This is a genomic window from Arthrobacter sp. K41 (assembly GCF_059089645.1).
Map to the genome: position 1 here is coordinate 93,575 of NZ_JBNHEW010000006.1, position 13,266 is coordinate 106,840.

Below are 13,266 nucleotides of genomic sequence, written 5' to 3' on the forward strand. Positions count from 1 at the left end.
CGCCGTCGGTGCAGTACGCAAGCACCGACACAAAGGCATCAAGCACAGTGAAGCGCCGCCCGCCTCCAGTGGAGGTGGGCGGCGCTTTCGTTGGGTCCGGGAAACTTCGACGCCGGACGCTGCCTCAGCGGTCAGCCGCAGTCAGTTCCGGTGCCGGGTGGGTCCCGGTCTAGTGCTGGCCGAGGTTCCCGCCGATGGGCGGCAGTCCACCGTCGGGCCGGCCGTCGCCTGCACGCCGTTCGCCGGCGCTGAGGTTCTCGCCCTCGAGGGTTTCGTCGGACTCGCCCGTGGTGTCCACCAGGCCGTTGGTCTGGTCGAAGGCGTGGCCAATACGGTCATTACCCAAGTCGGCGACTGAACCGGTGGAGCCAGCTGCCGCCGTCGTGCCCGTGGTAGTGGTCGTATCCGTGGGGACTGGCGTGACGGTTACCGGCTCGGCGGGGGACACTGGGGTCACCGTTACGTCGGCACCCTCGGTGGTGTCCTTCTTGGACCCGGCCATGGCTGCCGCGGCGCCCGCTGCAGCAGCAACGCCCAGGCCGGCCGCGACCTTGCCGGAGATGCCCGCCTTGCCGGAATCGCCGCGGGATCCTGCTGCGTCCTCCACACCAGGCGTGCCTGCGGGTGCGCCGGAGCTTACGCTGCCGCGCCATGCTCCGCTGGCGTAGCCCTCAGCCTCGATGAATTCCTTGAACCGCTGCAGGTCTGCCTCGGCCTGGCGCTCCACGACGTTGAGCTTGTCGCCCACCTTCTCGATGATGCCTTCGGGCTCGTACTCGAGCGTCAGCTGCAGGGAGGTCTGGCCGCCGCCGATGTCCTCGAATTCAATGGCACCGGCGTTCGTGGCGCCTTCCGTGGCTGCCCACGCAACCTTGCGGTCCGGGATCTGCTCCAGAATCTTTGCTTCCCACTGCCGGCGGATCCCGCCGATTTCGGCCACCCACTCCAGCCGGTCGTCGCTGAGCTGCGTCACGCTCTTGACGCCGCCCATGAAGTGCGGGAACTCCTCGAACTGGGTCCACTGGTTGTAAGCGGTGCTTACCGGTACGTTCACCAGAATGCGTTTTTCGACCTTCGTGCTCATAACGTCTCCTTCGCTTTGTTACCGGAGCTGATGAGCTTGGTAAAAATCATCAGCATGCTTACCAACATACCTAATGGGCTGGCTGGTTTCCAGAGCAAGAAAAAATGACGGCGGCCCGAGGCGCCGGACTGCCGGTCCAGCGCCGCCGTCGGGCCTTTCCCGAGGTCAGGGCAGGAAGGGCTGTTCAGGGCTGTCCGGAGGGCGCCGCGGGGAGGGATGTAGCCGGAGTCCGCCAAGGCCAGCGTTTCAATAGCTGTTGATGCGGATTACTTGCCGGACCCGGCGGCTTCCGGAGTATCCGCGCCCTCGGCCGGGTCCTGGGAGTGGACCCTGATCTCTGTGGCATCGGCATCCGGGTCGCCCTCAGCGGGGGCTTCCGTGTGGACCCGTTCATCCTGCATTGGATTCTCGCTCATGGCTGCTCCTGACCGCACGGGGGTTTCGCTACAGTCATTCAGCGCTCCAGGGCCCGGCCTGTCAAGGACCCGCCGCTTACTCTGGCCGGGACAGGCCTTCTGTGCTGGACTGATGCTGCAGTGGCATCAAAACCGCCTGGGAGGCGGCATCTTTTCCAGGACGAATATTGCCGCCGGGATCTACCGGCTTTCGGAAGGAACACTCATGGCACAATACAAAATCGGCTACTTCGTGGGGAGCCTGGCAGCCGGCTCCATCAACAGGGTCCTCGCCAAAGCGTTGATAAAACTCGCTCCGGAGAACCTCGAGTTCACAGAAATCCCCATCAAGGATCTCCCGCTTTACAACTACGACTTCGACGCGGACTTCCCGCCCGAAGGCCGTGCGCTGAAGGAGGCCATCGAGGCGTCGGACGGCATCCTGTTTGTCTCCCCTGAATACAACCGGTCCATTCCCGGTGCCTTGAAGAACGCCATCGACTGGGGCTCGCGCCCGTGGGGGAGCAACTCCTTTGCCCGCAAGCCCACCGGAATCATCGGGGCATCCCCGGGCAGTATCGGCACTGCCGTGATGCAGTCCTCGATGCGCAGCGTCCTCAGCTTCCTGGACGCACCGCAGCTGAACGCTCCGGAAATGTACATCCACTACAACCCCGAAGTGTTCGGCGACGACGGCGAGGTCAAGGATGAGGGCACAGCCAAGTTCCTGCGCCACTACATGGAGGAGTACGAGGCCTTCGTGGAACGTGTCCTGACCGCCAACGCACCCGGCCACATCGGCGACCGTGAACCTGATACGGCCAAGCTGTCCAGGTAAAAACCCTCGCACTGCAGAATCACGGATGCCTGCCGTCAAGGGGAGGGCGGGCATCCGGGTCCCTAGTCAAGCGGCAGGGTGACTGTCACGGTGGTGCCCTGCCCCGGGGCGGAGCAGATGTCCACGGAGCCGCCGGCCTCGTGGACAGCCGCGGTCATGAGCCTGAGGCCGTAACCGTGGCGCCCGCACGTGGCGAGGTTGCGGTCGAAGCCTTTGCCGTCGTCGGCCACTACCAGGCGCACGCCGTGGTCCACGGCGGCGAGCCCCAGGTTGAGCTGCGACGCTTCCGAATACTTGAACGCGTTACTGAGCGCCTCGCGCGCCGACTGGTAGAGCAGAAGGGCGCAGTCCGCCGGAATCTCGATGCCCCAGTGCGGAGTGTCCCAGGCGACCGCCATCCCGTTCCGGCGGAGGGGCGCCGTGAGCCGGTGGATGCAGCCGGCCAGCCCCAGGGTGTAAAAGTCGAGCGGCTGCTGATCTGTCAGCACGCCTGCCACAACCTTCACGTCTTCAAAAGCTGTTTCGTTTCCCATGACTTCCTGCACCCCGCAAGCTGTTGGTTCGATACCTCCAGAGTGGACCTCCAGCGTCAACGGGCAGCAAGGTTATCCTCAAAATCCCATCAATTCTCCGTGCCGCAAGGCGCTGAATTAGTCTGGCTGCTTCAAGCCCGGCGGGATTCCGGATCCTGGCCGGTTCGAAGGTTCAAGGCCCGGCTGGGGGCCGGAAAGTTGGAGGACATGCCGTTGTGGGCGCAGGCACTGCTGTGGGGGACTGGCGCCGGAGCAGCGCTGGTCATTGGCGCGGCGCTTTCCTGGCGTTGGAACTTGCCGGCCAAACTGGTTTCCTCGATCATGTCCTTCGGATCAGGGGTGCTCATTTCTGCCCTGGCATTCGAACTCGTTGACGAGGCAGTTCAGGGCGGCGGACTGTGGCCCACCGTGGTTGGATTCCTGGCGGGTGCCGTGGTGTACGTCGGGGCCAACATGATGCTGGCCAGGGCCGGGGCCAAGCACCGAAAGCGCTCCGGCGGGCAGCAGCCGTCGGAATCCGAAGACCCCGGCAGCGGAACGGCAATCGCCGTGGGCGCGCTGCTTGACGGCGTGCCGGAATCGGTGGTCCTCGGCGTTGGCATACTGGCAGGCGGGGCGGTCAGTCCGGCGATGATGGCGGCGGTATTCATCTCCAACGTTCCGGAGGGACTTTCCGGAACCGCCGGAATGAAGAAAGCCGGCAGGAGCGCCCGCTACGTGTTCGGGATGTGGGGCGGCATCGCGCTGCTCTGCGGGGTGGCCTCTTTGCTGGGCTATGCCGCCCTGGAGAACGCGCCCGGGGAAGTAGTGGCACTCATTACCGCAGTCGCGGCCGGCGGCATCCTGGCAATGCTGGCGGACACGATGATCCCCGAGGCCTTCGAGGAACACCACAACCTAACCGGGCTCACGGCGTCAGTAGGCTTCCTTGCCGCCTTCACCATTCATCACCTCGGGGGTTAGGGCTTAGCGGGGACAGGACCACCTTCTCGACAGCGTTCGGCAGAGTACCCTCGTTGAAGAACCCGGCCATGGTCGGTGCTTCAAGAAAGGTGCGGATGTCCTGGGAAACAGTCGCCGGCCTCGTGGCGGGCCTTTTGCTGGCGTACGCCGTTCTGCTCCTCCTGCTGTGGTGGTACGCCCGCCGGCATCCCGAGACCGTCTCCATGAAGGATGCGCTGCGCCTGCTGCCGGACCTGCTCCGGCTGATCAGGAGGCTGGCCGCTGACCGGACGGTCGCCGTCGGGGTCCGGGTGCTCCTGGCACTGCTGCTCGCCTACCTCCTCTCGCCCGTTGACCTGGTGCCGGACTTCATCCCCGTGATCGGATACGCGGACGATGTCGTCATTGTGGCATTGGTGCTGCGCTCGGTGTTTCGGCGGGCCGGGCCCGGGGCGCTGGAAAGGCACTGGCCGGGAAGCCGGCCCGGGCTGGAGATTATCCTGAAAGCGGCGGCGCCGGCCCGCCGTCGGCCGTAAATTCTTTGGCCTGGTCCGCGCCTTTCGCGCCATGTGCTGTTAGCGTGGAGGCCCGGCCAAAGAAGGAGGAGCAATGACCATCAACTCACCCGATTCACTGCCTGATGACAAGCTGCAGGGGGGCGCGGCCCCCGGCAAGGGCAAGGACGGCAGTGTTCCCGGGGGCGCGGACGGCGTGGGCCTTGGCGCCGATGCGGAGCCCAATACCTTCGAACCCGAAGAGGATCCCGAGGCAACCGAAGAGCCGCAGACGGACTGAAGCCCGGCGGCCTGATGCCGCCTGCAGGCCCGGCTCAAGGTTCAATCAAGATTCAATTCGGTCGACCCAAACCGGCTTTCCGGAAGGTTACCAGCCGGTAGATTTTTAGATGCTTCCAAGTTCCCCCCGATGCGGAAGCACAACGGAAGCCCCCGCGCTTGAGCCAGACTCGCGTGGGGGCTTCTAACAACGAGGTGCTGCCGGTGCTTGCCCTGCCAGCCAACGCCCAGGACGGGCATTGCCCGCGGATGGCTGGCGGACGGGCGATTGAGAGGGGCCGGCGATGGCTGGGGGGCGGTGCCCGCGGTCTCAGAACGGACACCATCATCGCCGGCCCCAGCTTGATCCCTGGCAAGTGGCCGGGGAAATCGGAGGCTGAGACCTTGGCAGCGGAAGTAATTGATCCGCTGCTAGAAACACTAAATTGCTCCGGCGGCACGTACACGAGTAGTCGGTACTCGTTAATACCGAGGAGTCCACTTGTTAATACCGAGGAGTCCACTTGTCTGTAGGGAGAGGCCCGGGAAACCCGCAGGAAAAGGGAAAGGGCGCCGCTCCGGTTGGAGCAGCGCCCTTCCTGCAGCGGGAAGTCAGTCTTTCTTGAAAGCGTCCTTGATCTTCTCGCCGGCCTGCTTCAGGTCCCCCTTGGCCTGATCGCCTTGTCCTTCGGCCCTCAGGCTTTCATCGCCGGTAGCTTCTCCAGCGGCTTCCTTGCCCTTGCCGCCCAGCTTCTCGGCTGCATTACCGATCTTGTCGTCCAAACCCATGGTGTTTCTCCTTCGGTCGGAATCCGCCAGCATCACGCTGACGGCTTACTGTTTTATCCTACGCTGGCTCCCTGCGGGATCCCTGGATTCCGAAAGAAACCCCTGAGCTGGACTCATACATTGACCAGCCCCCGTTGCCGGAGGTCCTGCCACAGCTCAGCCGGAATATTGGTGGACAAACGCTTGGCGCTTTCGCTGATCTGTTCGGGCCTGCTGGCGCCAACCGTGACGTTGACGACGGCGGGGTGCCGGAACGGGAACTGGATGGCGGCAGCAGGAAGTTCGACCCCGTGTTCCTTGCAGACGCCGGCCAGTTGCCGGGCCCGCTCCAAGACCCCTTCGCTTGCCGGGGAGTAGTTGTAGTGCGCGTCCGAGGGCAGTTCCGGCTTGGCGAGGATGCCGGAGTTGTAGACGCCGACACTCACCATCCCGGTGCCGAGTTCCAGGCAGCGGTCCAGCAGTCCCTCGCCGGGGCGGCCGTCTGAGCCGGGCTGTTCCAGCATGGTGAACCGACCGGCAAGCATGAGGAGGTCAAGGTCCGCCGCTTCGACGCATTGCAGTGCTGCACCGGCGGTGTTGGTGCCGACGCCGATGGCCCGCACCAGGCCCTCGGCCCGGAGCTTTTCGAGGGCGGGCAGCGCGGAGCTCACGGCGTCTTCCATGCTGTAGACGTCGGGGTCGTGCAAGTAGGCGATGTCGATGTACTCAAGGCCCAGCCGTTCCAGCGAATCTTCGATGCTGCGCCGCACTCCTGCTTCCGAAGGATCCCATTCACGCCGCATGCAGGCCGGTACGTCGAAGCCGTCAGGGTCCTTTGTGTCCTTGGTTGCAGGTGACGGGACGAGGACCCTGCCCACTTTCGTGGAGAGGACAAACTCTTCCCGTGGCTTGTTGCCAAGGACTTCACCTATCCGCCGTTCGGACAGGCCCAGCCCGTAGTGGGGTGCGGTGTCGAAGTAGCGGATGCCGGCGTCCCATGCCGCCTCCACCGTTGCTGCAGCCTGCCCATCCGGAATGGAGCGGTACAGGTTGCCCACGCCGGTGCCGCCGAAGCCTAACCGCCCAAGCCGATCCCGTAACTGCCTGTTGTCCTGGTCCATGGCACTGTCCTCTCGGTTCCGTATCCTGGGGTCACACTGGCAGGAGCCTAGGGAGAGGCGCCCTGCGGTGTCAACGACAGAACCTAGTAAGGGGGAGTCCGCCGGGATCAAGCGCCGGGCATTGACCTTGATTCATTACTCGCATATAGTTCAGGCAATAAACTATGTATTTAGGCGCCATCTAGGAGACATTATGAAGGTCCTCATCACTGGTGCCCATGGAAAGGTCGGTCGGGCCGCTACCCAGGCGATGATCGACGCCGGGCACGAAGTATTAACCACCGATCTGACCCGTCCCGGCTTCGAGCGCAAGCCTGAAGGCACTCCGAAGTACATGATGGCTGACCTCACCAACGCAGGGGAAGCGTACGCCGTCGTCCGTGGAGTGGATGCCGTGGTACACATCGCTGCGATCCCCGAACCCACCGGTCATCCGCCCCACGTTGTATTCCAAACCAATCTCATGGCGACTTTCAACGTTCTCGAGGCCGCCATTCGATTTGGCGTGAAGCGCTTTGTTTACATCTCCAGTGAGACTGTCCCCGGCTTCTTTTTTCCCGAGCGGGATTTCCTCCCGGACTACGCCCCCGTGGACGAGGAGCACCCGATCCACCCGCAGGACCCCTACGCGCTCTCCAAGCACTTCGGCGAGCAGCTCATGGACGCGGCGATCGCCCGCTCGGACGTCCAGTGCATCTCCATCCGTCCCAGCTGGGTCCAGTTCGAGGGCAACTACCAGATAAACCTCGGACCGCAAATCCGTGATGCGTCGGTCCTCAGCCCCAACTTATGGAGCTACATCGACGTCTACGACCTCGCCGACGCCATCGTGTTGGCCACGGAGTCAGACCTGCCCGGACACGAGGTCTTCTACATCGCTGCCCCTGACAATGTTGGCGGCCACGACTTCGCCGAGATCCTGAGCAAGTACTACGGGGACAGCATCGAATTGCGCGGCCTTGACCGCTCCGATGCGTCGGGCATCTCCAGCGCGAAAGCCCAACGAATGCTCGGTTGGACGGCGAAGCGTTCCTGGCGTGACTACCTCGACGCCGAAGGACAGTTGATCAACCGCTGACCTCAGCGGGAGTGAGTGCTAGCATGCACTCCCGCCGAACTCTCCAGTGCATTTCATACGAGTGCATCCAACCGAACCAACGGAAGAAAACAATGACGTTTCCAACACAAAGAACAACGGTCCCCACCGTAACCCTCAACAACGGCGTCCGGATCCCGCAGCTCGGATTCGGCGTATTTCAGGTTCCGCCGGAGGAGACTCAGCGCATTGTCGAGGATGCCCTGGAAGCTGGTTACCGCCACATAGACACGGCTGCCGCCTATCGAAATGAGGCCGGCGTTGGGGCAGCAATTACCGCGTCGGGGATCCCCCGGGAGGAGATCTTCCTAACCACCAAGCTGCGCAACGGCGAGCAGGGCAAAGCAAAAGAGGCGTTCCATAACAGTGCCCTGGCTCTGGGGGTCGACTACGTGGACCTCTATCTGATCCACTGGCCCGTACCGTCTCAGGGACTCTTCCTGGAGGCATGGAAAGAAATGGAAAAGCTCTACGCCGACGGCCAGGCCCGCGCAATCGGCGTCTCCAACTTCCTGGCCGACCACCTGGACACGCTCCTGTCAGGGTCCGATGTTGTTCCGGCCGTCAATCAGATCGAAATCCACCCCACCTTCCAGCAGGAGGAACTGTCCGCGACAAGCCGCTCCCTCGGCATCGCCGTGGAGGCGTACAGTCCCCTGGGTCAGGGCGCAGACCTCACGGCAGCTGCAGTCAAGTCACTTGCGGCCAAGTACGGTGTCAGCCCGGCACAGATATTGCTGGGATGGCACCTCGCACAAGGCACAATCGTCATCCCGAAGTCAGCGGATTCCACACGTATGCGGGAAAACCTGGAAGCCGTGCGTCTCACGCTCACCCCCACCGAGTTGGCGGGCATCACGGGACTGGAGTCCGGCGCCCGTGTCGGCGCGGATCCAGCCGTGGCCGCGCACAGCCAAATGTAGGCAGCGGACAACTAATCAAGCCGCTATCGCCGTAGTCCCGTCTGCAACAGCGTTGGGGCAACGACCTGTGCAATAGCCAGGAAGTGGGTCTTATCGTGGAATTACGCGGAAAAGGAAGCGGGTCCGGACCATGACCCAGAGAACGGCCAGGATCACCACGTAGGCGGCGGTGTTGAGCCAGATGTCATCTTGCCGGAGCGCCGGGATATTCGCTGCGGCGAGGATCAGGAAGACGTGGAGGATGAAGACGTAGAGCGTTGCCTGGCCAAGGGGGATGAGGAACCAGCCGAGGGCCCGCTCAAGTGGTTTCCAGTAGGCGCTGAGCAGGGCGTACCCGGTGATGATGATCAGCAGGACGTTGAGCAGTCGGCCGGGGCCGAGGTAGGTGCGTTCGAAGAAGCCCTCATAGATGGTGCGGAAGGTTTGTTCGGGCAGCAGCGCCAGCCTGACATCGTAGGCGTTTGAGTAGTAGGTGCTGGTCCAGGAGAAGATCGCCAGGGCGGCCGTCAGGAGGACGCATGCCCAAAGCAGCGTTCTTTGCCGGTGATGGGAGAACCAGGCCACGATCTGGCCGCGGTAGTAGCCGGCGACCATGCCCAGGACGAACAGCACCTGCCAGACCAGCAGCGGGAAGGAATCCTCGAACTGTGAGGGCAGCAGCCGGAACTGGGTGATGGTTCCCACGGCGTAGAGCCCCAGGCTAATGGTGAGAACCAGCCAGGCCCGTCCCCGGCTGAGTGCTACGAGCACCAGGGGGCTGATGGCCAGGAGGATCACGTAGAGGCCCATGACGTTGAATTGCCAGGGCCCCAACTGCAGCAGCAGCAGTGACGGTATGAGGTAGTCGGGGACGGGAAACTGGAACAGCGACTCCATCCCTGCGTACAGGTTGTAGGTGGACCCTACGCCCCCGGCGCCCGTTGCGCCGGTGCCCTGGTCGGTGAAGGTGGTGACGGCGGTGGCGTTCAGGAATGGCAGGCGGCTCAGGGCGAAGACGAGCAGCACGACCGCCAGTGCGGTGAGGTAAAGTTTCCACGCCCGTTTGCTGGTGTGGTCCACCACGTCACCTAAATTGTCTTTGACCCGGGGGCCGTAGACCAGGCCCAGGACGGCTCCGGATAGGAGTACGAACAGTTCGGCTCCGGAGACCACTCCGATGGTTTCCTGAGTCAGCAGTTGGAAGAATGAGGTAAGTCCTACGTGGTTTACGACGACGAAGATGATGGCTGCCCCGCGCAGCATGTCGATCCTGGCGTCGCGGGGGGAATCGACCGCATAGGCCCATCGGCGCACCGGACCCCAGAGGGGCAGCAGGCACAGGGCAAGGGCCCCGGCAAGGCCGGCGGCAGCTGTTACCCACGCGGCGGATCCGTTAAGGACGGTTCCCGTGGCAGGCGCCGCCGCCCCGTCCAGGGTTGATTGCTCAAAGACCGGCCCGGTTACCGTACCAGTGGCTGTGATGCGCTGGGCGAAAGCGCCGGCCAGGTCGGGAGTGTGCGTGGATCGCCAGTCCACTGCGACTGTTCCCTGCTGGCGTTGCTCGGCCGTTTCGTTCCACACCACCGCTTCTATCCGGTCGTATCCGTTGCCAGGTGCTTTCATCACCTGGTCCCACCAATTGTTTTTGATGTCCGTTTCGGTGGGCCCGCCGCTGACGTCGGGGCTGTAGAAAGCTGCTGTCTCCACCATCAAGGGTTTGTTCCGGGCGGAGGCATAGGCGCCGTAAAAGTTTTCCGCGGCGGCCCCGGCGGAGGTGGCGGGGCCCAGCAGCGCCTCGAACTCTCCGGGCTGAGGCAGAGTATTGGGCTCCAGTGTCCCGTCAGTTTTGTCGTGGTAGGCGGACAGCCCTACCCAGTCAACGACGTCGTCACCGGGATAGTAGGGGGCGTAGGCGTCATCGTTGAAGTTGAACTCCCCGTTGCCGTCAGTATCCAGTGCCCCAAGGGCCCCGCCCGCAGGCGAGGTGGGGGAGGGAGCCCGGAAGGGGTAGTCCTCAGCCGCTGTGGGGGACCAGACCATCACCGGATCCCCGAGTTCGTCATCCATTGCCGCGCTGAGGACGCGGAAGGCGTCCCGGTAGGCCTCGGGCTGCTGCCCCCAAGGTACCCAGGTGGCATTCATTAGCGGGGCGAAACGAATGAACACGGTACCTTCATAGCCCTGGGCCGCGTCAGCAACCTGCGCTGCCAGTGCCGAGGCCAGGGGGTCATCAACGTCCGTCAATGGAACGTCGGGCCGTACTGTGAGCAACGCCTGGGCACCTTGGGCGGCGACTTGGCCAAAGTATGAACGCAGGAACCCTTGTTCCTGCTCGCTCATGGGCAACTGCACCGGCCGGCCGTAAAGCGCAGCCGGGGTCCCGAGCCGATCCTCGTAGGCGGCCGGTGAGTCCGTGGACCAATCCAGCAGCGCACCGAGGTAAGGGCCCCCACCTGATGCCCCGGGTGTGGGCGGCGGAGTCGGCGACGGGCTGGCAGCCCGGGCGGGTGCAGCAGTGGTCAGAAGCAACGCCGTCAGTAGCGGGAGGACAAAGAGCGCTGTGAGCATCGGCAGGGGCGGGAACCGCCGCAGGTTGAAAGTCATGTTCTCCCTCAGAGTCCACTGGCAGTAGGTACTATCCTGCCCTTTCCCTGTTGCCCCTGTCTGCAAACCGGTGGCCTGGACTAGGCTGGTGGACTACCGCGCCGGTTCCCGGCGCCTGATGACGTCGAGGGGAGCGCATCGGATCTCGTTGCCCGGTTGCGTACACGCCCGGCCGTATACAGGAGGGATAGCGTGCATCGTTTCGTGCTTCGCCTGCTGGTGGTGCTCACGGTAATCCTTGGAGTCAACTATGTGGCCTGGCGGTGGCTGGAGTCCCTCAACTGGTCGGCGTGGTGGATTGCGGTGCCGTTGGTGCTTGCCGAAACGTACAGTTTGATCGACGTGTGCCTGTTTGGGTTGACGATGTGGCGGCTGAGGGAAAGAACACCGCCGGAAGCCCCTCCCGGACTGACGGTGGATGTCTTCATCACCACGTACAACGAGCCAATCGAGATGGTAATGGACACCGCACTGGCTGCCCAAAGGATCCGCTATCCCCACAAAACCTGGATTCTGGATGATGGTGCGCGGCCGGAAATGCGGGAAGCAGCTGCGCAGCACGGTGTGGGGTACCTGACCCGCAGTGCTGACTGGACTTCCAGCCTCCCCCGCCACGCCAAGGCCGGCAACCTCAACAACGCCCTGATGATGACCCAGGGCGAGTTCATGATGATCCTGGACGCCGACCAGATTCCGAAACCGGAGATCCTCGATCGAACGTTGGGATACTTCAACAATCGCAGGGTCGCCCTGGTCCAGACCCCGCAGTGGTTCATCAACGTTCCCGACGACGATCCGCTGGGCAGCCAGGCGCCGCTGTTCTACGGGCCACTACAACAGGGCAAAGACGGGTGGAATGCCGCGTTTTTCTGCGGCTCAAACGCGCTGCTGCGGCGTGAGGCGCTCATGCAACTGGGCCTTGCCGGGTACGTCGCCGAGGTCGACCGGAACATCCGCAGCGCCCTTAATGGTTCCCGAAAAGCGCTCCGTCATGCACGCAAATCCACCCAGGCCGCCAATCCCACGGTCGCCCGGCTGCTTGACGAAGTGGAACGGGCAACCACAAAAGCGGCAGCGGACCTCAAGTCCGGGCGGTCGTACAGCGAGATCACCTATGACCTGCGCCGCACGGTGGACGCTGCCGTTGCAGAGCTCGTGGCCGCGGACTTCTCCGCCCTGCAGGCAGACCTCGCCGAGATCCGGGCTATGGACCTGGACGCCGGGCATGGGCAGCTGTCCCCCGAGGAAGTGGACAATGCGGTGGCGCAACTGTCCTCCCGGCAATGGTCCCCGCTGGGTGCGCTCGAATCAGTGCAGGCGGTTCTGGAAGCGATCTCCGTGGAGCGCGGCGATGAGGCGCAGCCGCTCATGCCGCTGGCCACCATCTCCGTCACCGAGGACATGGCCACCTCCATGCGCCTGCACTCGCTCGGCTGGAAGAGCGTTTACCACCACGAGATCCTGGCCCTCGGCCTGGCACCGGAGGACCTGAAAACCATGCTCACCCAGCGGCTGCGCTGGGCCCAGGGCACCATCCAGGTGCTGCTCCGGGAAAACCCCCTCACCAAGAAAGGCATGAACGGCGCCCAGCGGCTGATGTACTTCGCCACCATGTGGAGCTACCTGTCCGGGTTCGCCGCCGTCGTCTACATCGCGGCCCCAATTATTTACCTGGTCCTGGGCATCCTGCCGGTCACGAGCCTCAGCACCGATTTCTTCATCAGGTTCATCCCCTTCATGGTGGCCAACCAGATCCTCTTTGCCTACGCAGGCCGCGGCGCGAAAACATGGCGGGGACAGCAGTACTCCCTGGCCCTGTTCCCCACCTGGATCAAGGCCTGCACCACCGCGGCCCGCAACGTCTGGTTCGGCCGGCCTCTCGGGTTCGCCGTCACGCCGAAGGTGAAGGAAGGCAACAGCCGCGACTGGCACCTCATCCGGCCACAGCTCATCGCCATGGGAATGCTCGCCGGCGCCGGCGTGATCGGCCTGGTCCGCCTCGCCTTGGGCATGAACGAACCGCTGGGCACGCTCGTGAACGTCGCCTGGGTCATCTACGACCTGGTGGTTTTCAGCGTGCTCTTCAAGGCCGTCCGCTACGACGGATACGTCCCGGAAGAAGCAGCCACACCGGCAGAACGATAGGACCCACCCGGTGCCCGCGGAGTTGCCTGCAGCCGGCCCGCGCTCCAGCGAGAGCGGAATCATAG

The 13,266-nt window shown here is 63.7% G+C and carries 12 protein-coding genes and 1 pseudogene; 7 read left to right on the forward strand and 6 right to left on the reverse strand.

Annotated elements, in window-relative coordinates:
- Positions 1 to 169: 169 nt before the first annotated feature.
- Together AC5RTE_RS14695 and AC5RTE_RS14700 are read right to left on the reverse strand one after the other, a co-directional pair.
- Positions 170 to 1,084, reverse strand: coding sequence for an SRPBCC family protein (locus AC5RTE_RS14695; protein WP_494042113.1), 915 nt, complete (start codon positions 1,082 to 1,084; stop codon positions 170 to 172).
- 266 nt (positions 1,085 to 1,350) lie between these two features.
- Positions 1,351 to 1,500 carry a hypothetical protein gene (locus tag AC5RTE_RS14700; protein WP_494042114.1) on the reverse strand — a complete coding sequence of 50 codons (150 nt, stop codon included), beginning with the start codon at positions 1,498 to 1,500 and terminating at the stop codon, positions 1,351 to 1,353.
- A 205-nt stretch (positions 1,501 to 1,705) separates the two neighbouring features.
- On the opposite strand from AC5RTE_RS14700, the gene AC5RTE_RS14705 reads away from it, so the two are divergent.
- The gene (locus tag AC5RTE_RS14705) at positions 1,706 to 2,317 is read left to right on the forward strand and encodes an NADPH-dependent FMN reductase (protein ID WP_494042115.1); all 612 of its coding nucleotides are present in this window, start codon (positions 1,706 to 1,708) and stop codon (positions 2,315 to 2,317) included.
- A 62-nt stretch (positions 2,318 to 2,379) separates the two neighbouring features.
- On the opposite strand, the gene AC5RTE_RS14710 is transcribed toward AC5RTE_RS14705, so the two are convergent.
- On the reverse strand, positions 2,380 to 2,850 hold the full coding sequence (locus tag AC5RTE_RS14710) for a sensor histidine kinase (protein WP_494042116.1): 471 nt from the start codon (positions 2,848 to 2,850) through the stop codon (positions 2,380 to 2,382).
- A gap of 207 nt (positions 2,851 to 3,057) precedes the next feature.
- On the opposite strand from AC5RTE_RS14710, the gene AC5RTE_RS14715 reads away from it, so the two are divergent.
- The 3 genes and pseudogenes from AC5RTE_RS14715 to AC5RTE_RS14725 all read left to right on the forward strand — a co-directional run bounded on the left by AC5RTE_RS14715 (position 3,058) and on the right by AC5RTE_RS14725 (position 4,587).
- On the forward strand, positions 3,058 to 3,813 hold the full coding sequence (locus tag AC5RTE_RS14715; protein ID WP_494042117.1) for a ZIP family metal transporter: 756 nt from the start codon (positions 3,058 to 3,060) through the stop codon (positions 3,811 to 3,813).
- Positions 3,814 to 4,127: 314 nt separating this feature from the next.
- A pseudogene (locus AC5RTE_RS14720) lies at positions 4,128 to 4,209 on the forward strand (YkvA family protein); the annotation flags it as partial.
- Between the two features lie 192 nt (positions 4,210 to 4,401).
- Positions 4,402 to 4,587 carry a hypothetical protein gene (locus AC5RTE_RS14725; RefSeq protein WP_494042118.1) on the forward strand — a complete coding sequence of 62 codons (186 nt, stop codon included), beginning with the start codon at positions 4,402 to 4,404 and terminating at the stop codon, positions 4,585 to 4,587.
- Positions 4,588 to 5,177: 590 nt separating this feature from the next.
- Here the strand turns inward: AC5RTE_RS14725 and AC5RTE_RS14730 are convergent.
- Together AC5RTE_RS14730 and AC5RTE_RS14735 are read right to left on the reverse strand one after the other, a co-directional pair.
- A complete protein-coding gene (locus tag AC5RTE_RS14730; protein WP_494042119.1) occupies positions 5,178 to 5,354 on the reverse strand; it encodes a CsbD family protein in 177 nt (58 codons plus the stop codon).
- A gap of 113 nt (positions 5,355 to 5,467) precedes the next feature.
- Positions 5,468 to 6,454, reverse strand: coding sequence for an aldo/keto reductase (locus tag AC5RTE_RS14735; protein ID WP_494042120.1), 987 nt, complete (start codon positions 6,452 to 6,454; stop codon positions 5,468 to 5,470).
- Between the two features lie 193 nt (positions 6,455 to 6,647).
- Between AC5RTE_RS14735 and AC5RTE_RS14740 the strand changes: the two genes are divergently transcribed.
- Entirely contained in the window at positions 6,648 to 7,532 is an 885-nt protein-coding gene (locus AC5RTE_RS14740) for an NAD-dependent epimerase/dehydratase family protein (protein ID WP_494042121.1), read from the forward strand.
- 92 nt (positions 7,533 to 7,624) lie between these two features.
- Entirely contained in the window at positions 7,625 to 8,473 is an 849-nt protein-coding gene (locus AC5RTE_RS14745; protein ID WP_494042122.1) for an aldo/keto reductase, read from the forward strand.
- A 90-nt stretch (positions 8,474 to 8,563) separates the two neighbouring features.
- Here the strand turns inward: AC5RTE_RS14745 and opgC are convergent, their stop codons facing one another.
- On the reverse strand, positions 8,564 to 11,056 hold the full coding sequence (gene opgC / locus AC5RTE_RS14750; RefSeq protein ID WP_494042123.1) for an OpgC domain-containing protein: 2,493 nt from the start codon (positions 11,054 to 11,056) through the stop codon (positions 8,564 to 8,566).
- A 192-nt stretch (positions 11,057 to 11,248) separates the two neighbouring features.
- Between opgC and AC5RTE_RS14755 the strand changes: the two genes are divergently transcribed.
- Positions 11,249 to 13,201 carry a glycosyltransferase gene (locus tag AC5RTE_RS14755; protein WP_494042124.1) on the forward strand — a complete coding sequence of 651 codons (1,953 nt, stop codon included), beginning with the start codon at positions 11,249 to 11,251 and terminating at the stop codon, positions 13,199 to 13,201.
- Positions 13,202 to 13,266: the final 65 nt, after the last annotated feature.